Consider the following 19,162-nt stretch of genomic DNA (forward strand, 5'->3'; position numbering starts at 1 on the left):
CGGTCACTGCCCCTTCCGATGGTCGAGGTACCGACGAGCGCAGCGAGGAGGCCTCGGGACCGCCGCAGCCCGAGTGGCGCGCGCGGGCCAGGGCGCCGACACTGGGAGTATGCGTGATGTTCTCCCCGCCCTGGTACGGCACCTGGAGAGCGGTCCGGTCGCCCTGGCCCGGGTGATCTCGACGACCGGCGCGTCGCCGCGTGCCGTCGGGTCGGCCATGCTGATCACCGCCGACGGGGAGATCATCGGGTCGTTGTCGGGCGGGTGTGTCGAATCGGCGATCATCGACAGTGCCGCAGAGACGTTGAGCGACGAGACCGCGACCATCGAGCACTTCGGACTCGCCGACCCCGACGGCATCGCAATCGGATTGACCTGCGGCGGAGAGATGGAAGTGCTCGTCGAGCCGCTCGGCGCCGGGCACCTGGACGCGGTGCGACGCCTCGCCGCGGCGGTGGCCGCGGGCACACCGATCGCCCTGGCCGCCACCCTGAGCGCAAGTCCGGCGTGGCACGTGGCCACTCCCGATGACCAGCGACCGTGGCGACACCTCGACGCCGACATCGCCGACCTACTCGCCACCGGCCGCAGCGGCATCATCGGTGTCGACGACTGCGAGACCGGCCCACAGGGTGACCGGCCGCGCACGTTTGTGCAGACCTTCGGCCCGCGCTCACGGCTGATCCTGGTGGGCGCCAACGACTTCGTCCGCGCGCTTGCCACTCTGGGGTCAGCGCTGGGCCATCACGTGACCGTCGTCGATGCCCGCGCGGTGTTCGCGACCCACACGCGGTTCCCCGACGCCGACGAGGTGATCGTCGACTGGCCGCACCGCTATCTCGCCCAGGAGATCACCGAACACCGCACCGACAGGTCGACATGCGTGTGCGTGATGACCCACGACGCCAAATTCGATGTGCCGACGTTGTGCACGGCGTTGGGTTCCGACCGGGTGGGATTCGTCGGCGCCCTCGGTTCCCGCCGGACCGTCGCCGACCGAAACGCCCGCCTCGTGGAGGCGGGCGTCACGGCAGATCAGTTGGCGCGGTTACGTTCTCCGCTGGGGTTGGATCTCGGGGCACACACCCCGGCCGAGGTCGCCGTGTCGATCGCCGCCCAACTGATCGCCGACCGGCACGACGCCTCGGGAATGTCGTTGACCCTAACGAGTGGACCCATCCACCGGTGACCCCGAGGTCGGCGACTCCGCCGCGGGTTGGCCGGTGGTGGAATCGACGGCGATGTCGGAGGTCACTGACGACGTCGGGGCGGCCGACATGTCCTGCGCGGGAAGCACATGCTGACCGGTGCGATCACAGGACAACGCCAGCGAGCTGATGTACTGCTTCTCGCCGTTCGGGCCGGGCACCGCCGAGGCAATCATGTCCGGGCGTTCGAACTCAATGCCGGTGACACAGCACAGCAGTCGCGCATCTGTCGGGTTGCCGTGCTCGTCGTACATCGGGATGTCGATGCCGTCGTCGTAACGACGCAGGTAGAACTTGCCCTTGGTGGCCAGCGCCAGAATCGGCGGCAGCACGACGGCGAGCACCAATGCCACCAGCGGCGAGTACGGCTGGATCGCATCACCGAAGACGTGGAAGTACACCAGGATCGAGGCTCCCGCCGACACGATCAGGGCTCCGAATCCGACGGGGTTCACGTTGTGGATCATGCCGCGCCGGAACTCGGGCTGCTTGGGCGAGATCCCGAGCAGGTACTTGTTGATCGCAATGTCGGAGGCCACGACGGCGATCCAGGCGATACCGCAGTTGGCGTAGAAGTTGAGCAGGTTGTTCAGGAAGCTGAACATGTCCGCTTCCATCAACACGATGGCGATGAAGACGTTGAAGAACAGGAACACCAGTCGACCCGGGTAGGTCTTGGTGACGCGGGTGAACGCGTTGGTCCAGGCCAACGATCCCGAGTATGCGTTGGTGACGTTGATCTTCACCTGGCTGATGACCACCAGGATCACCGCGAGGGTCAAAGCGAGCCAGTGCGGCAGGAAGTCCTGATAGATCTCGACAAACTGATGCACCGGCTGGTTGGCGATCCCGGCGTTGTCGACGCTGATGCCGATGAGGTAGACGGCCAGGAACAGGCCGACGATCTGCTTGATGGCACCGAAGAACACCCAGCCGGGTCCGGCGGTGAGAGTGGCGATCCACCACTTGCGGGTGTTCTCCGGGGTGCGCGGCGGCATGAATCGCAGGTAGTCGATCTGCTCGGCGATCTGCGCTATCAGCGACAGACACACGCCTGCGGCCAGCATGGTGCCGGCGAAGCTGACACCCTTGCCCAGCGGGCTGCCCGCGGAGTCGACACCGCTGAACGCGAAGAAGTCACCGATCGCCGACGGGTGCTTGATCACCAGGTACAAAAACGGCAGCACCATCATGATCAGCCACAGCGGGGTGGTCCACACCTGCAGTTTGGCCAGGGTGTTCATGCCGTAGATGACCAGCGGGATGATCAGCACCGAGGACAGCAGATAGCCGATCCACAGCGGAATGTGCAGGCCCAGCTGAAGTCCCTGCGCCATGATCGAACCCTCGAGCGCGAAGAAGATGAAGGTGAAGGACGCGAAGATGACGTTGGTCAGCACCGAGCCGTAGTAGCCGAATCCGCTTCCGCGCGTGATGAGATCGAGGTCGATGTTGTACCGTGCGGCGTAGTAGGCCAGCGGATAGCCGGTGAGTACGATCACCACTGCGAAGAACAGGATGCCCCACAAGGCATTTCCCGTGCCGTTGGCGATTCCGATGTTGGCACCGATCGCGAAGTCGGCCAGGTAGGCGATACCGCCGAGGGCCGAGATTGCGACGACCCCCGGGCCCCACTTTCGGTAGCTGCGCGGCGCGAACCGCAGTGTGTAGTCCTCCAAGGACTCACGCGCGGCGGCCGCCTGCGCACCAGTGGCGATGATGCTGTGTTCGGCGTTCTCGATCTCTCCGACTCCTGCGGAGAGATCGTCGGCTCCGTGGTGCTTTTTCGACACGCAGTCCCCTTCCAGGAATGAACTGCGATCACGCTAGGGCTGATGCGTTTCCGAAAGGTACCCCTACATGTTTCGGCAACATTACACGCTCGGCATATCGGGCAATCCGGGCGCCTACTCGGGACTGACGGGCCCGAACTACGTTCCGGAAAATCGCGGGGCGCGGCGCTCGGCGCGCGCGGCGCGGCCCTCGGCGAGATCGTCACTGTGCCAGGCACGCATCATCGCGGCATGACGTTCTTCGGGCGCCACGTCCCGGGCACCGTCGCCGTTGAGGACGAGTTTGTAGTGCTGCAGGGTCAGCGGCGCAAGCTCGGCGATGGTCGCCGCCCAGTGCTGGGCGTCGGCCACATCACCGATGCGATTGGCGAATCCGAGGTCGTGGGCCCGATCAGCCGAGAGTGGTTCGCAGCCGATCAGCATCCCGGCGGCCTGCCCGGCGCCGACGAGTGAGACCAACCGGCGGATGGTCCATTCGTCCACGGCAACACCGATTCTGGCGGCCGGGATGCCGGCGATCGCGTCGGGTGCCATGACCCGCAGGTCGGCGGCCATCGTGAGCTGGAGTCCGGCGCCGAGCGCCGCGCCGTTGACCGCGGCGATCACCGGGACCGGGGTCGACTCGATCTGCTGCAACGTGGCGACAAGGTGGTCGAGGAAGCCGGGGTCATACACCGGACCCGACAGGTCGGCGCCGGCGGAGAACGCGCTGCCCCGCCCGGTGAGCACGATCGCCCGGGCACCCGCATCGACAGCCCCGGTGAAGGCCGCGCCGAGAGCCTCGATCACCTCTTCGTTGAGAGCATTGCGCTTGTCGGGGCGGTCGAGTTCGATTGTCGTCACCGCGCCATCTGTACTCGTTGCAATCATGGACACAGAGCCTACCGAGCCGGTGGCCGGTACATGCCGCTCACGTGGACATGACAGGCTGGCACGATGCACGCCGATACCGACGTCCTCGTCGTCGGCGGGGGTCAGGCGGGATTGTCGGCGGCCTACTTCCTGGAACGCTTCGGGCTGCACGGACGGTATCGGCTCCTCGACCATTCACCGGGCCCCGGTGGCGCCTGGCAGTATCGATGGCCGACGCTGACCCTCGCCGCCGCAAATCATGTCCACGACCTGCCCGGATACGGGCTCGTCGAGGCGCTCGGGGTCGAGTGCGATCAGTTCCCCGCGGCCACCGCCGTCCCCGACTATTTCGGTCGGTACGAGGAGAAGTTCGGGCTGACAGTGGCGCGACCGGTCCACGTGCGCGCGGTCCATCGTGACGGTGACGGATTCCGAGCGTCGATCGTGGCGCCCGACGAGCACGGCGAACGCCGGGAATCCGAGGTGACGACGCAAACGCTGATCAACGCCACTGGCACCTGGGAGCGGCCGTTCATTCCGCACATCCCCGGCATCGGCGACTTCCGGGGACGCCAGTTACACACCCACGATTACACCGGCCCCGAGGAGTTCGCCGGACAACGCGTCCTGGTGGTCGGCGCCGGGATCTCGGCGATCCAACTTCTCATCGAGATCGCCCGCAACGCCCCCACGGCCACCACGTTCTGGTGTTCGCGTAGCGAGCCGCACTTTCGCGACTGCCCCTTCACCCCCGAGGAGGGCCGGGCGGCGGTCGCACGCGTCGAGGAGCGAGTGCGGGCCGGCCTGCCGCCGGCCTCGGTGGTGTCGGTAACGGGCCTGTCACTGACGCCGACCATCGCCGCGGCCCGGCGCGACGGGATTCTGCAGTGGCGACCGATGTTCACCCGGATCACCGAGACCGGCGTGTGCTGGGATAGCGGTGGCGGTGACCTCGGGGTCGGCGATCTCGGGGTCGGCACCGAACTCGACGTCGACGTCCTGTTCTGGAACACCGGATTCCGCAGTGCGCTGGACCACCTCGCGCCCCTACACCTGCGCGCGCCGGGTGGCGGGATCACGATGACCGGCCGACTCGCCACGACGGTGGCCGCCGACCCTCGGGTCCAATTGCTCGGTTACGGACCGTCGGCGTCGACGATCGGCGCGAATCGGGCGGGCCGGGAGGCCGCGCGTGTGATCGTCGATCTGCTCGACGCGTCGTGATCAACCGATCACCACGACACGCGCCGGACCTCGGGTAGCGGCCTGTGCCGGTGCGATACCCACCGTGGACGGCGCAACCACCACGACGGCGGTGACCAGCGTTGCGGCGCTCGCCCTGGGGTGGGACGGAGTGTCGATCGGGCCATCGGAGACCTTCTGTTCTCCCCCGAACTCGTTACCGCCCGCCCGTCGGGACACGAGGGTCCCCAGCGTGTTGCGGCTCCGCCCGAGTTCGTGCGAGTTCTCCTCATAGCAAGACCTTGCACGGCTGGACGGGATCACCGGTGACGAACTCGTCCCGCTACTGCGCCGGGTCAAACATGCGGGCGCGCTCGTGCACGGCGACAAACTCGCGCCGCCTCAGATCTCGCCGAACCGGCGCAGGGCCTCTTCCCGTTCGGCCTTGTGATCGACGATCGGCTCCGGATAGTCGTCGGTGCCGTACTCGGGCACCCACTGAGCGACGTAGGCGCCGTCGGGGTCGAACTTCTTCGCCTGCGCCTCCGGGTTGAACACCCGAAAGTACGGCGCCGCATCGGTTCCCGTGCCGGCCGCCCACTGCCAGCCGTGCTGGTTGGACGCGATGTCACCGTCGAGGAGCTGATCGAGGAACCACCCCGCCCCCCACCACCACGGAAGGTGCAGATCCTTGACGAGGAAGGACGCGGTGACCATCCGCACCCGGTTGTGCATGAACCCGGTCTGCGCGAGCTGGCGCATGCCGGCATCGACGAGCGGAAAACCGGTGCGCCCCTTCTTCCACGCGTCGAATCGTCGGCCGGCTGCGGCGTCGGTGTCGAGGTCGATGCCGTCGAATTGTCGATTCCAGTTGTGCCACGCCGAGGACGGCCAGTGATGAAGGACGTCGGCGTAGAAGTCGCGAAATGCCAACTCGCGCAGGTACGCCTGCGCGCCCTTGCCGGTGCCGGTCAGATCGGCGGCCAAGGTGCGCGGGTGGATGTTGCCGAACTTGAGGTACGCCGACATCCGGCTCGTCACATCGAGATCGGGCCGGTTGCGGTCGGCGTCGTAACCGGCGAGATCCTCGGCGACGAACTCGGCCCACCGTGCCAGGGCGGCAGTCTCGCCAGCGGGGATGTCGGTCGTCGTGGGCGCCTGGGGGATTCGGATGCGACCGGAGCCGGTGAGGTCGGACGGGTCCAGGAGATCACTGGCGCTGACCGACGTCGACGCGGGTGTGCGCCACCCATGATCACGCCACTGCCGGAAGAACGGCGTGAAGACCTTGTAGGGGCTGCCGTCGGATTTGGCGACGCGCCCGGGCGAGACCAGATACGGCGAACCGACCGGCTCCCAGGACACATCGCCGACGGCGTCGAGCGCCGCGACCACCGCTTCGTCGCGACGGCGCCCGAACGGCGAGAAGTCCTCGGAGACATGCACCGACGACGCCCCGACGGCATCGACCAGTCGGGGGATCTCGTCATCGGGACGCCCGCGGACGACGAGAAGCCGACCGTCGAGGCGCTCATCGAGCTCGCGCAGCGAATCGACGAGGAATGCCAGGCGCCGGTCGCCGGCTGACTGCTCCAGCCGGGGGTCGAGGACGAAGCAGATCAGGACGCGATCGGCGGCGGCGAGCGCCTCGGCGAGTGCGGGCAGATCACTGAGCCGCAGATCGCGGCGCAACCAGAGCAGGGCCGTGCCGGTCGGCTCCGATACCGCTGCGGCCGACCCACCCCGGGTGCGTGTGGCGGCGGAGATCTATCCCACGCCCAGCAGGTCGATGACGAAGACCAGGGTGCGGCCCGAAAGTCGGTGCCCCGTACCGGGAGGGCCGTATGCCAGGTTCGGGGGCACGGTCAGACGGCGACGGCCGCCGACCTTCATTCCGGGGATTCCCTCTTGCCAGCCCGGGATCAGCCGCTCGAGCGGGAAGTGCGCGGACTGACCGCGATCCCACGACGAGTCGAACTCCTCGCCCGACTCGAAATCGACTCCGACGTAATGGACATCGACGACGTCACCGCGCTGGGCCTGCGCACCGTCACCCTCGACGAGATCGACGACCTCGAGTTCGGCGGGGGCGGGGCCCTCCGGGAATTCGACTTCTGGCTTTTCGGTACTGGTCATCGGAACTCTCCTTTGAGTCGTCGGTTCTCTGGTGGTTCGGGCTCCTCGTGGACGAGAGGGCCCGCCTAGCCGGGCGAGCGCCTCAGCGATCCCCGCGTGCGACGTAGTCGCGCTCGGTGTAACCGGTGTACAGCTGACGCGGACGACCGATCTTGCCGGTCGGATCGGAGTTCATCTCCCGCCAGTGTGCGATCCAGCCGGGCAGCCGGCCGAGCGCGAACAGCACGGTGAACATCCGGGTCGGGAAGCCCATCGCGCGATAGATGACGCCGGTGTAGAAGTCGACGTTCGGGTAGAGCTTGCGCTCGATGAAGTAGTCGTCGTTGAGGGCGACCTCTTCGAGGCCCTTGGCGATGTCGAGCAGGTCGTCCTGCACACCGAGGGAGGTGAGGATCTGATCGGCGGTCTTCTTCACGATCGCCGCACGCGGGTCGTAGTTCTTGTAGACCCGGTGCCCGAAGCCCATCAGCTTGACGCCGGCTTCCTTGTTCTTGACCTTGGTCATGAACGCCTGGGTGTCGCCGCCGGAGTTCTTGATGTCCTCGAGCATCTCGAGAACAGCCTGGTTGGCACCGCCGTGCAGCGGGCCCCACAGGGCGTTGATGCCGCCGGAGATCGAGGTGAACAGGTTGGCCTGCGACGACCCGACCAGCCGGACCGTCGACGTCGAGCAGTTCTGCTCGTGATCGGCATGCAGTATGAACAGCATGTCGAGGGCCTTGGCGACCTCGGGATCGACCTCGTATGGCTCGGCCGGGAAGCCGAAGGTCATCCGCAGGAAGTTCTCCACCAGACTCAGCGAGTTGTCCGGGTAGAGGAACGGCTGGCCCGCCGACTTCTTGTAGGCGTAGGCCGCGATCGTCGGCAACTTGGCCAGCAACCGAATGGTCGACAGTTCGACCTGCTCGGGGTCCTTGGGGTCCAACGAATCCTGGTAGTACGCCGACAACGCGTTGACGGCGCTGGAGAGCACCGGCATCGGGTGGGCGTTGCGCGGGAATCCGTCGAAGAACCGTTTGAGATCCTCGTGCAGCAGGGTGTGCCGCTGGATCTTGTTGGTGAACTCCTCGAGCTCGGTCGGGGTCGGCAGTTCGCCGTAGATCAGCAGGTAGCTGACCTCGATGAACGTCGACTTCTCGGCCAGCTGGTCGATCGGGATGCCGCGGTAGCGCAGGATGCCCGCGTCGCCGTCGATGTAGGTGATCGACGACTTGGTGGATGCGGTGTTGACGAATCCACCGTCGAACGTGGTCAATCCGGTCTCGGACAGGAACTTGCCCAGTTCGACCGAATCGCTACCCTCGGTGGCCTTCAGGATCGGGAGCTCGAGTTGCCCACCGGGGTAAGTGAATGTTGCCGAAGCCGCATCGGTTGTGCCGTCGGCCGGGACTGTTTCAGCGGACACTCGTGGACCCCTTTACTCAGGTGCGAGATTTTCCTCTTCGCCCATGACGGGCTCTTGAGAACCTAACCTAGTCTCCCCCGAGCTCGCTCGCCCACGGAGGGTCCGCCCCTGGATGCGAGACAGTGATCCCGGCCACCTTCACGGCGAACCGTGCCACCTCGCGCCATTGCTCGTCGTCGAGGTCACGCACCGCGGACGACGACAGCGCACCAGCGCGGTCGAGGTGGTGGAGGATCGCGCCCATGATGCTGTCACCAGCACCGATGGTGTCGGCAACGGCCACCTGGGGCGCCGGGATATGGCTCGAGTTCGACGCGGTCACGACGTCGATGCCGTCGGCGCCGGCGGTCACGAGCACCGCGCACACCCCGGCGTCGAGCCAGTCGGCGGGACGCGAACCGTTCGGTCCGCGGCCGAGCCACTCGGCGTCGGCATCGGAGAGCTTGACCACGTCGACCGCGTTCATCCACGACGCGAAGCGGGCGCGGTAGGCGTCGGCGTCTTCGATGACGGCCGCACGGATGTTGGGGTCGCACACGACGAGCCGCCCCTCCTCGTGGCAGCGACGCATCGTCGATTCGTACACGCTCGCACCTGGCTCGAGAACCAGTGACAGCGTGCCGAAGCCGACCGCCGCGACCGTCGGCGCGAACGGCCCGGGGTCGGTGACGAGCCGATCGGCGGTGCCCTCAACGTAGAACGAGTAGTGGGCCGACCCGTCGGCGCCGATGGTCGCCAGGGCCAGGGACGTCGGCTCGGCATGCCGTTGGACCAGGGTCGTGCCGACGCCACTGTGCCGCAACGCCGACATGATGGCCTCGCCGTAGTCGTCGGTCGAGACCGCCGAACAGAACGAGACTTCACTTCCCAGCCGCCCCAGGGTGATCGCGACGTTGAACGGTCCCCCGCCCAGGGCCGGCTGCAACGGGGGCAGTTGCCCGCCGCCGACACCTGGTGGCGCCGTGGCCACCACGTCGACGAGCGCCTCCCCGCACACGACGATCTCGCTCATCGAACGATTCCGACCACTGTGTGAGTTCGTCCCGCCGTCACGGCATCAGTCTGCCATCGCTTGACGGCACCGATCTCGGCTACGGGTGAAACGACGACGAGACCACCACAGCAGCGTGCGGGTAGATTCGACGGGCATGAACGAGTTGCCCGCGGGACGCGACGCGGTGCTGCTCGACTTCGGTGACGACCCACTGGCGGTGCGCCGAGCACACCGGGCACTGCGCGCGGCCGCGAACGCGGGCGATCTGCCCGGTGTGAGCGAGATCGTGCCCAGCGCATCGACTGTCCTCGTTCAGTTCGAGCTGGGAATCGGCGCGGATTCGTTGGGCATCCGCCGGGTGTTGCGGGGTGCGGTCACCGACGACGACGCGACGCCGGACACCGACGACGAGGTGGCGATCACCGTGACCTACGACGGCGTCGATCTCGATGCCGTCGCCACCACCCTGGGGTGCGGAGTCGGCGATGTGGTCACCGCGCACACCGCGACAAGGTGGCGTGTTCAATTCATGGGTTTCGCACCGGGATTCGGCTACCTCGTCCCCGAAGATGCCGACAACCCGCTGCTCCGGATCGGCCGACGTGCGCAGCCGCGCACCCGGGTGCCCGCCGGCGCGGTGTCCGTCGCAGCCGGATACAGCGCGATCTATCCGCGTCCGAGCCCCGGGGGATGGCAGCTGTTGGGCCGCACCAGTATCCGACTGTGGGACGAAACGGCGCATCCGCCATCTCTGCTGGCACCGGGAACGTTCGTCCGGTTCGTCGACGCCGCCCGTGGTGACACCGGAGAGCCGCGGTGAACGCGATTGAGGTGATCAGCCCCGGCCCGTTCGCGACGATTCAGGATCTGGGTCGGCCCGGGCTGGCCCATCTCGGTGTCCCCCGGTCGGGTGCCGCCGACGTCGTGTCGATGACACTCGCCAATCGCCTTGTCGGAAACCGGGAATCGGCTGCCGTTATCGAGGCAACTATGGGCGGCATACGGATTCGCTCGCGGCGAAGGCTGGTGATCGCAGTGACCGGGGCGGGTGCACAGGTACTCGTCGACGACGTGCCCGTAGGCCTCGGCGCGACCGTCACCGTGACCGCGGGCTCGGAATTGGCCGTGTCGGCGCCGATCTGGGGTTGTCGCAATTACGTTGCAGTGCGAGGCGGAATCCAGGTCGGCGCGGTCCTCGGTTCACGATCCACCGATACGTTGTCGGGGCTCGGGCCACCGCCGTTGTCGGCAGGTGATGTGCTCGAAGTCGGCGTCGAGAGCGGAGCGTGGCCCGCGGTGACCCAAGCGCCGGTCACGGCAATACCACCGCCAGTCGTCGAACTCGATGTGAGTGCAGGTCCGCGTTGTGGGCGCCTGCACCGGGTCGGGGATCTGATGGCCGGCGAGTGGGAGGTGAGCGCCGATGCCGATCGGGTCGGGGTGCGGCTGGGGCGGCCAGATGGGTCGGATCATCCGTTGTTGCACCACGGTGCCGATGTCGGCGAACTTGCCTCCGAAGGCGTCGCCCACGGGTCGGTTCAGGTCCCTCCCAACGGGCAGCCGGTGTTGTTTCTCGCCGATCATCCGGTGACCGGCGGCTATCCGGTCGTCGCGGTACTCACCGCTGGGGCGCTGGCGCGAGCGGCTCAGCTGGTCGCCGGCAACCGGGTGCGTTTCCGCTCTCGGTGAGTGCCGGCGACCAACCCGTAGCGGTCACCACAGGTCGTAGCCGACGTTGACGGCCGGGTAGCCGGTGTTGATGTGTGCGTTGATTCGGTAGCTGCCACTGGTGGTTCCGGTGGCGTTCAGATTGACTGCGCCCTTGGCATTCTCGATGTTGTAGACCGCCTTGGGACCGGCCGCGCCGATCCGGTAGGAGACCATGACGTTCTCCGATGAGCTGTGCGGGGCGTGGGAGACGATGATCTCGGTGGCACCGGGAGCCAGCTGTGCCCGCGGGGACTGCACCCACTGCCCAGCTCCCGGAGTGGCGCTCTGCAAGAACTCGGTGCGGTTGGTGTGATTGGTGATCGTCATGGCCACAGTCGGCTCACCGGGATGGGTGGTCGGGACGGTACCTGCGGTGGCCAGACCCGCTCCGCCGAGCACCAATCCGGTGCCGACTCCGAGGCCGGCGAGACCGATGAGTGCGCGGTCACGAAGGCGGCGGGCTGCGGTGGTCGTGTTCATGGGGGTCTCCCTTGTGTCTATTGCCGCCGGTCCGGGTGTGGCCGGCGGTCCGTGGTGTTTCTGACACCCATGACTCTGCCGTCGAGGAGCGGCTCCTCTCTTCAGCTGACCGACCGATTCTCCGGAGGAACCGCGCCTCCCCCGATCGGGGGAGGCATGACTCGACGTTGTTGACTCCAGGCTGAGACGCTTCTAGAATTTCGTCTCATGCCCCAGGTTGCCACTCCACCCGACACCGCAGTGCTTGGCCCGGACTCGTTGACGTGGCAGATCTGGGGGACGTGGACCGGTATGTTCCAAGGCCTGTGGGCGGGGTCGATGCAGAACATGCATCCCAAGTTGGGACAGGCCGTGTGGGATCACTCGGACTTCTTCGGGGAACGATGGCAGCGTTTGCTGCGGTCGTTGTATCCGATCAGCGGCGTCGTCTTTGACCCGGTGGCCACCGATCGCGCGGCCACGACCGGCCAGGAAGTGCGCGACTATCACCGCACCATCAAGGGGACTATGCCCGACGGATCGCGTTATCACGCACTCGATCCCGATGTCTTCTACTGGGCACATGCCACCTTCTGGTATGGCAATGTTCGCCTCTGCGAGCGATTCGGACCCTGGCTCACCGAGGCTCAGAAACGTCAGCTGTTCGAGGAGTCCAAGGTCTGGTACGCACAGTACGGCGTATCCATGCGACCGGTTCCCGACACCTACGAGGACTTCCTCGAATACTGGGATCACATGTGCCGCAATGTGCTCAGAGACCACGAGTCGGTGCGCACCGTCCTCGACATCGGCTCACTACCACCCCCGCCGTTTCTGTCGTTCATTCCGGAGGGCTTATGGCGTCGTCACATTGCGCCACGGAATGCGCGCTTCTTCGTGTGGCTGACCACCGGCTTCTACGACGAACCCATCCGCGAGATGATGAACCTGCAGTGGAGCGAGGCCGACGAACGACGATTCCGACTGCTGGGCAAGGTGATCAACCTCGTCATGCACCGACTGACGCCGAAACGCTATCTCCGGCATCCCCGTCCCCGTGATGCGTGGGACCGAGTCCACGGACGCGTACCACACTCGGCACCCCTGGTGGAGACGCCCGCCCGCAATCTGCCACCAGAAGCCGAGCGCGACAACCCGATTCACTACTGCCCGGTGCATGCCGCCCGCACCGCCGACTATCCAACGCACGTCCACGCATCACTCTGACCGACGCTCTTCTCCCGATGGTCGAGGTTCACCCCCCGATGGTCGAGGCGCCCTTCCCCCTGGGTGGTCGAGGACTTCCCCCTGGGTGGTCGAGGACTTTCCCCCGATGGTCGAGGTGCGAGGCGCGTGCGCCGAGCCTCGAGACCTCTTGCACCGCAGCTGGTTCCACCCCACAGCAAAACCCCGTCACCGCGGATAGGTAACAATCACCTGCCCCGTCCGTCGGCTCCGCCACTCCACCCGCCGATCCAGAAAGAGCGTCGGCACCCACTCGGCAAGATGCTTGCGTTGGTGATCGGCCCGGTACAGCGGGATCAGGTCACCGAGCACCGTCCAGCCTCCGGCCTCGGGGTCGGTGTGGTTGAAGGGTTGCCAATGGTCGAGGTCGCACAGGTGTGACGGCATCCCGCAGAACGGAAACCGGCACCACACATCGTTCGCCAACACCTCAGCGCGCAACTTTGCGCTGGGTGCATACGTCAATGCCCCAGGGGGTGGCACGTTGTGGCCACCGTGCCCGGTCGGATCCGCCGGTGGGGCCTGTGCGCGGTCGGCGATCTGCGGGATCAACGGCCCAGCAGTACGCACGGATTCGGGGTAGTGGATGGTTTTCGCTACGTCGGCGAGGGTGGTGGCGTAGTCGGGGTCGATGGGCCCGTACCCCTGCAACCGGGGCACCAGCACACCGTCGGGATCAGTGACCACCGTCAACACAGGCGCCCCGGGTATTACCAGGGCCCGTCCGAACGCCACCGGAACCTCATCCGGCGTCGGTGGGTTCATCGGGTCGGGGACGTCGGGTTCAACGACCGGCTCCACCAACTCGACTTCGGGAGCGTCCGCGTCGATAGGTTCGGGTAGCAGGTCGTCCCAGGCTGCGGCGTCGTCGGCATCAGCGGGTGTCTCCGCCGACCCGTTGCTGTCGGTGCCGCCACCTCGTTTCGGGCAATCATCTTGTCCACATTCGCAGTCGAGCCGGGCGCGGGGCACGCCGGTGATCTCCCCGAGTGCGATGACCCGCAGCGATCCCACGCGGCGTGGGTCTTGGCGGCAGGTGCGTTCGTCGATGAGGGCGTTGATTTGGGTGGTGAGGAACACCCCGTAATGGGCGGGGACGACCGCATCGAGAGCGGAGTGTCCGGCAACGTCGGGGGTGATGGTCACGTTCCCCACCAGATCGGTGATGGTGTCGCGGTCCTCGATGACACTGTCGGGGTTCATCGAGATCAGCGCAGCGTCGAGTTGTTGGGACAGCACCGGATCGGTGGTGGCGCGGGACCCGTAATCCAGGACGATCTCTTCGAACGTCATCCCGGACTCGGCACCATCGTCGACGCTGTCGCTGTCGGTGTCGACGTCCCCGCCACGTTGGGCGGCGCGCGCCATGATCGACGCCCGATTCGTCGACAGTTCCCCATTCAGATAGGCGGCACGGATCAGGGGAAACTTCTCCAACAGATCCGCCAACGCCACCCAACTCCCGGCCTTGCTACGGGAAACCTTGAACTGCAACGACACCTCGGCCCGGCCGAGTCTCTCGGCACGCTCGATCACCGACCCCCACACACCGCTCTCGGGCCGCCCCGCCAGATGCTCGTGAAATACCCGCTCCGCCAACGCGGCGGCAGCCAGCACCGTCCGGTCCTCGTTTTTGCGGGACTGGCGGAGCAGGTCCGGGCCGGTCTCGGTGAGCTCATCGCGCGACATCGATGTGATCGCGGCAGCGTCGGCATCCGGATCGGTGAACGTCAACACACTCGACACCAGTACCTCCCCTCCCGCGATCGGTGATCCAACCTATGGGCACAAGCGTACGAAGGGGTACCGACAAAACCGTCCCGACGATTGCTAGACCGGGGAAATCTGTGGATAACTATTCCCTCTCGTCGAGTGGGCGTCGATGTGGTTGCGATGCTTGTCATCTCGCCGGGTCTCGAGGCTCGCCGCACGCGGCTCACACCTCGACCACCGGGGGGACAGAACGAGCGTCGGAAGGTGGAAGCGCTCGACCACCGGGGGAAGGGTCGACCGTCGGTCAGGGAATGCGCCGTCGTTCTACTCCGTACGTTTCCATCCGGTGGACGAGGCCTCGAGACCCCGCCCACCGACAGGTATCCGCACCACCTGCCAAGCCGGAAACCGCACCGGCACAAGCGGTCTCGAGGCTCGCCGCACGCGGCTCACACCTCGACCACCGGGCGGGGACCAGCGGAGGGAAGGAAGCCTACGGCCATCGAGCAGAGGATGTCTACCCGGGACGCTACTGCTGGCCAAGCCCTCGCTGCATCGCGCGCTGGACGCGGGCGGCCTCACGCTTTGCGTACGGATTGGCTTGTCCGGCGCGCGAACCCGCAAGTTTGGCGCCGATGTGCTCGCCGACGGTGATCGGCGAATAGCGGCTGCCGGCGCCCACGCAGGAGGGCAGTGTGGAGATGGTGGCGTCGATGTTGCCGTCGTGGAAGTAGGCGGCAGACCTGCGGCGTTCGATGGTTCCGTCGACGATGGGTGGCTTGACGCGGTGCAGAGTCGACATCCAACGTTCGTTGGTCCAGCGCGCCATCAGGTCACCGAGGTTGATGAGGAGGGCACCGTCGGCCGGGGCAACGTCGTGCCACAACCCGTTGTGGTCGAGCACTTGCAGGCCGCGCACCTGGTCTGCCCAGAGCACGGTCACGATGCCGTAGTCGGTGTGCTCGCCCATGCCGGTCAGTTCACCGTCGAGTTCGATCTCGCCGGGCCGCAGCGCATAGTTGTTCATCCGCAGCACGTCGAGGGAATGATCGGTGTAGCCGTCGAAGAAGTCCGGCGGGAGGTCGAGAGCGTCGGCAAAGATGCGCGTCAGCACGTGTGCGACGCGGCGTGCCTCAGCGAAATAGGTCGACACCGCAGCCTGGAAATGACTGACCGCCGGCCAGGTGTTGTCGGCGTAGTGGTCGGTGGGCAACTCGAGTCCGGGATACTGTGTGGCCTCGACGCCAACATTGAAAGCCTCGAAGAAATCGTTCATCCGTCCCGCCGATTCCACGCCCAGACTCAGCGACAGCGACTCGGATTTCGGGGGTGCATACCCGCGGTTGATCTCCGGCGGTGTCCGGTAGGCATTCTTCTCCTCGAGAGGCAACGCGAAGAAGTCGTCCATGACTGCGGTGAACTCCTCGATCACCACCGACGGGATCTGGTGGCCGACGATCTGCATGAATCCGACCGAACTCGCCGCGTCGTCGATCTGCGCCGCAACCACCGCGCGGTCGGCGGCGCCACCTCCGTCGGTGTAAGCGGAAATGTCGATGATCGGAACGCGAAAGGAGTCCACAGACTCGTCGACGGTCGCAGTCATGGCCACCATGGTGACACCGATCGAGAGAGTTCGCTGATCGCAGCTGCTGCTGCGATCAGGCGTGTTGGCCGACGCGATAGCGGACAAAGGCCGGGATGAACAGCGCAGCGACGACGGTCAGCACCACCACGGCCGCTCCGCCGAAGGCCGTGGTCGCCGCGACACCGACGACCGCTGCCGCCGAACCGTGTGCGACGTCGGCGATGCGCGGGCCACCGGCAACCACCACGATGAACACTCCCTGCAGGCGCCCGCGCACCTCGTCATTGGCCGCGGCCAGCAGTATCGACTGGCGGAAGGCCGCCGACGCCATATCGGCGGCGCCGCCGATCATCAACAGCGCCAAGACCACCGGCAGCCACGGCATCGTCGACCCGCCGGCGAACCCCACCGCCACACCCGACAGGGCGATCGCCACACCCCAGATCAGGATGCACATGATCACCGCGAATCCCTGTCGCTGAACACGACTGACCCATCCGGAGAACACCCCGCCGACGACGGCGCCCGCCGAGATCGCGACGAACAGCAGCGCAAAGGCGAGGCCACCACCGGATGGCCCACCGAAATTCTCGTGCGCCATCTGCGGGAACAGCGCCCGGGGCATGCCGAAGATCATCGCGATCAGATCGACGAGGAAGGACGCCATCAGCACCTTATGTCGGGCGAGGTAGGTCAGGCCGTCGATGACCGACCGCAATCCAGCGACCTTCGGCGCGCGCTCACTCTCCGGACGCAGCGCAGGCAGCAGGATCACCGCCCAGAGCGTGGCGAACAGGAAGATCGTGTCGATCAGGTAGAGCACCGAATACCCCAGCACCGGGATCAACGCGCCGCCGACGAGTGGCCCGGCGATCGCGCCCGCCTGCATCACCGTCATGTTCAGCGACAGCGCTGCCGGCAGTTCGGATGCGGGCAACAGCCGCGGGAGGACCGCGGTCCGTGTCGGCTGGTTGACCGCAAAGAAGGCCTGCTGAACGGTGAAGAGCGACAGAATGATCCAGACGTTGTTCCAGCCCATCGCCGACTGCAACCAGAACGACGCACTGGTCCCGATGAGCCCGAGAGTGGTGACGGCCAGGATGAGCCGGCGATCCATGACGTCGGCAAGCGCCCCACCCCAGAGGCCGAACACGACCAAAGGGACCACACCGAATATTCCGGTGAGTCCGACATAGGCTGAACTGCCGGTGATCTCATAGATCTGCGCAGGCACCGCCACCACGGTGAGTTGCGCGCCGATGACCGTGACGATGTTGGCCCACCACAATCGGCGGAAGTATCGATTGGACAGCGGCCGGGTGTCGGCCAGGAGACGACGCACCGAAACAGCTTAGGGGATCGAATCATTGCCCCGTCCGCTCCCCCCGTCTGTTCTGCCTTCGGCGGCCAGGTTGTCGAGCATCGCCAAACCCTCGCACGCCCAGGCAATCTCCGCTTCACTCCGGGCGAGCATCCCGGCGTAGGTGTGGGCTTTGAAGGCCACGATCCGCTCGTGATCGGAGTCAGGAAAGCGCGAGAGCCTGCGCATGATCGTCGGATCGGTGCGCGCGACGATTCCCGCGTGGACCGCGAACAACAGTTGCCGCTGCTCGGTGTGATGGCCGAGGTGATCGGTGAAGAATCGCCGCGCGCCCGCAACATCGGTCCATTCCAGATAGGCGGACTGTAGATAGTGGGTGTCGCGCGGCGGCGAGTACGGCAGCGCTCTGCCGGCCCAGTCGATCAGCTCCTCGAGTCCGGCGTCGGTGATCGTGTACTGGGTCTTGGTACTGCGCGGACCCCAGCGGACGGTGCTGCTCTGAACCAGGCCGTCACCGTGCATCCGCTTGAGTTCGGGATAGATCTGCGAGTCCGGCGCCGACCACACGTGCCCGACCGAACCGTTGAACCGCTTCGCGGCGTCGTATCCGGTCGCGGGCCCGGCGCTGAGTAGGGCCAGCAATGCGTGTCGCAGGCTCACGGCTGCAGCCGCTGAACTTTCCAGACCCCGTCTACCATCGTCAGACGTATCCGGTTGTGTAGTCGGTTAGCGCGGCCCTGCCAGAATTCGATGCGCGCGGGCGCCAGGCGATAGCCGCCCCACTGCGCGGGCACTGGAACCGGGGTGTCGCCATCGATGCCACCACAGCGTGCAGCGACGTCGGCCGCTTTCGCCTCCAGATCCGCCCGGCTGCCGATGGGCCGGGACTGCTCGGAGGCGAGCGCCGAGAGCTGCGAACCCCGCGGCCGCTTGTACCAATAGTCCTGCGTCTCTTCGGGACCTACTCGGACCACCGCACCTCGGAAGTGCACCTGACGCTCCAGTGCGATCCACGGGAAGGTTACCGAAGCAACGGGATTGGCGGCCAAGTCTTGGCCCTTGTCGGAGTCGTAGCCGGTGAAGAACACGATTCCGGCAGCGTCGGCGCCCTTGCACAGCACGGTGCGCGTGGCCGGCAGCCCATGGGCATCGACGGTGCCCAGGACCATCGCATTCGGCTCGGGTAGCCGCGCGTCGAGGGCCTCGTGCAACCACACCTCGAACAGGTCGAGCCACGGCGGATCGCCGCGCAACCAGCTCGGATCGAGGTTCTCGCGCACCCCGTCGGCCCCGGCCGCGCGATCTCCCTCCCCGACGTTGGGCGGGATGCCGCCGCCGTACCCGACACGCATGTTGGGCAGGTCGATCCCGCGTCGCCGGGGCCCGTCGTCGATGGATTCGCTCACTGTCCTGACGCTACTCCGAGCGAGTGCCGCGACCAGCGTGGCGGGCCGACTACTCCCCGGAATGCCCGCGTGTGCGGACTGTCCTACAGTGCACAGCAGGATGCCCCAGCCCGGCATCGCCGACACAGCGCCGTGCCGAACAGAAGGTGG

Annotated in this window: 18 protein-coding genes; 5 read left to right on the forward strand and 13 right to left on the reverse strand. The window is 66.4% G+C overall.

Annotated features, from left to right (window positions below; all coding sequences use genetic code 11):
• Positions 1 to 109 precede the first annotated feature (109 nt).
• Complete coding sequence (locus EF294_RS11335) at positions 110 to 1,189, forward strand: XdhC family protein (protein WP_123929691.1); 1,080 nt, start codon at positions 110 to 112, stop codon at positions 1,187 to 1,189.
• Here EF294_RS11335 and EF294_RS11340 read toward each other — a convergent pair.
• Both EF294_RS11340 and EF294_RS11345 read right to left on the reverse strand, forming a co-directional pair.
• The gene (locus EF294_RS11340; RefSeq protein WP_123929694.1) at positions 1,163 to 3,001 is read right to left on the reverse strand and encodes a purine-cytosine permease family protein; all 1,839 of its coding nucleotides are present in this window, start codon (positions 2,999 to 3,001) and stop codon (positions 1,163 to 1,165) included. The two genes, EF294_RS11335 and EF294_RS11340, sit on opposite strands and share 27 nt — an antisense overlap.
• A gap of 138 nt (positions 3,002 to 3,139) precedes the next feature.
• Positions 3,140 to 3,871 (reverse strand): enoyl-CoA hydratase, encoded by a 732-nt coding sequence (locus EF294_RS11345; RefSeq protein WP_123929697.1) that lies wholly within the window; start codon positions 3,869 to 3,871, stop codon positions 3,140 to 3,142.
• A 66-nt stretch (positions 3,872 to 3,937) separates the two neighbouring features.
• On the opposite strand from EF294_RS11345, the gene EF294_RS11350 reads away from it, so the two are divergent.
• Positions 3,938 to 5,077, forward strand: a complete 1,140-nt coding sequence (locus EF294_RS11350; RefSeq protein ID WP_123929699.1) for an NAD(P)-binding domain-containing protein — start codon at positions 3,938 to 3,940, stop codon at positions 5,075 to 5,077.
• Here EF294_RS11350 and EF294_RS11355 read toward each other — a convergent pair whose 3' ends face one another.
• The 5 genes from EF294_RS11355 to EF294_RS11380 all read right to left on the reverse strand — a co-directional run bounded on the left by EF294_RS11355 (position 5,078) and on the right by EF294_RS11380 (position 9,588).
• Positions 5,078 to 5,275, reverse strand: coding sequence for a hypothetical protein (locus EF294_RS11355; RefSeq protein ID WP_123929702.1), 198 nt, complete (start codon positions 5,273 to 5,275; stop codon positions 5,078 to 5,080).
• Positions 5,276 to 5,437: 162 nt separating this feature from the next.
• Positions 5,438 to 6,727: a cryptochrome/photolyase family protein gene (locus EF294_RS11365; protein ID WP_123929705.1), complete on the reverse strand. Its 1,290-nt coding sequence runs from the start codon at positions 6,725 to 6,727 to the stop codon at positions 5,438 to 5,440.
• Positions 6,728 to 6,802: 75 nt separating this feature from the next.
• Positions 6,803 to 7,171: an FKBP-type peptidyl-prolyl cis-trans isomerase gene (locus tag EF294_RS11370; protein ID WP_123929708.1), complete on the reverse strand. Its 369-nt coding sequence runs from the start codon at positions 7,169 to 7,171 to the stop codon at positions 6,803 to 6,805.
• 82 nt (positions 7,172 to 7,253) lie between these two features.
• A complete protein-coding gene (locus EF294_RS11375) occupies positions 7,254 to 8,576 on the reverse strand; it encodes a citrate synthase (protein WP_123929711.1) in 1,323 nt (440 codons plus the stop codon).
• 67 nt (positions 8,577 to 8,643) lie between these two features.
• Positions 8,644 to 9,588 (reverse strand): carbohydrate kinase family protein, encoded by a 945-nt coding sequence (locus EF294_RS11380; RefSeq protein ID WP_123929714.1) that lies wholly within the window; start codon positions 9,586 to 9,588, stop codon positions 8,644 to 8,646.
• A 136-nt stretch (positions 9,589 to 9,724) separates the two neighbouring features.
• On the opposite strand from EF294_RS11380, the gene EF294_RS11385 reads away from it, so the two are divergent.
• Together EF294_RS11385 and EF294_RS11390 are read left to right on the forward strand one after the other, a co-directional pair.
• Complete coding sequence (locus tag EF294_RS11385) at positions 9,725 to 10,390, forward strand: 5-oxoprolinase subunit B family protein (protein WP_123929717.1); 666 nt, start codon at positions 9,725 to 9,727, stop codon at positions 10,388 to 10,390.
• Positions 10,387 to 11,259, forward strand: coding sequence for a 5-oxoprolinase subunit C family protein (locus EF294_RS11390; RefSeq protein ID WP_123929720.1), 873 nt, complete (start codon positions 10,387 to 10,389; stop codon positions 11,257 to 11,259). Before EF294_RS11385 ends, EF294_RS11390 begins: the two co-directional genes overlap by 4 nt.
• 24 nt (positions 11,260 to 11,283) lie before the next feature.
• Here EF294_RS11390 and EF294_RS11395 read toward each other — a convergent pair whose 3' ends face one another.
• Positions 11,284 to 11,760 carry a hypothetical protein gene (locus EF294_RS11395; RefSeq protein WP_123929724.1) on the reverse strand — a complete coding sequence of 159 codons (477 nt, stop codon included), beginning with the start codon at positions 11,758 to 11,760 and terminating at the stop codon, positions 11,284 to 11,286.
• A gap of 207 nt (positions 11,761 to 11,967) precedes the next feature.
• Here EF294_RS11395 and EF294_RS11400 point away from each other — a divergent pair, with 207 nt between their 5' ends.
• A complete protein-coding gene (locus EF294_RS11400) occupies positions 11,968 to 12,966 on the forward strand; it encodes an oxygenase MpaB family protein (protein ID WP_123929728.1) in 999 nt (332 codons plus the stop codon).
• A gap of 186 nt (positions 12,967 to 13,152) precedes the next feature.
• Here the strand turns inward: EF294_RS11400 and EF294_RS11405 are convergent, their stop codons facing one another.
• The 5 genes from EF294_RS11405 to pdxH form a co-directional block, all read right to left on the reverse strand.
• On the reverse strand, positions 13,153 to 14,730 hold the full coding sequence (locus EF294_RS11405) for a 13E12 repeat family protein (RefSeq protein WP_123929731.1): 1,578 nt from the start codon (positions 14,728 to 14,730) through the stop codon (positions 13,153 to 13,155).
• Between the two features lie 496 nt (positions 14,731 to 15,226).
• Positions 15,227 to 16,312, reverse strand: a complete 1,086-nt coding sequence (locus EF294_RS11410) for an isopenicillin N synthase family dioxygenase (RefSeq protein WP_123929733.1) — start codon at positions 16,310 to 16,312, stop codon at positions 15,227 to 15,229.
• A 46-nt stretch (positions 16,313 to 16,358) separates the two neighbouring features.
• The gene (locus EF294_RS11415; RefSeq protein ID WP_123929736.1) at positions 16,359 to 17,627 is read right to left on the reverse strand and encodes an MFS transporter; all 1,269 of its coding nucleotides are present in this window, start codon (positions 17,625 to 17,627) and stop codon (positions 16,359 to 16,361) included.
• Positions 17,628 to 17,636: 9 nt separating this feature from the next.
• The gene (locus tag EF294_RS11420) at positions 17,637 to 18,266 is read right to left on the reverse strand and encodes a PadR family transcriptional regulator (protein ID WP_123929739.1); all 630 of its coding nucleotides are present in this window, start codon (positions 18,264 to 18,266) and stop codon (positions 17,637 to 17,639) included.
• On the reverse strand, positions 18,263 to 18,958 hold the full coding sequence (gene pdxH, locus EF294_RS11425; protein WP_185091054.1) for a pyridoxamine 5'-phosphate oxidase: 696 nt from the start codon (positions 18,956 to 18,958) through the stop codon (positions 18,263 to 18,265). Before pdxH ends, EF294_RS11420 begins: the two co-directional genes overlap by 4 nt.
• Positions 18,959 to 19,162 lie beyond the last annotated feature (204 nt).

Source organism: Gordonia oryzae (assembly GCF_003797185.1).
Classification (GTDB): Bacteria; Actinomycetota; Actinomycetes; order Mycobacteriales; family Mycobacteriaceae; genus Gordonia; species Gordonia oryzae.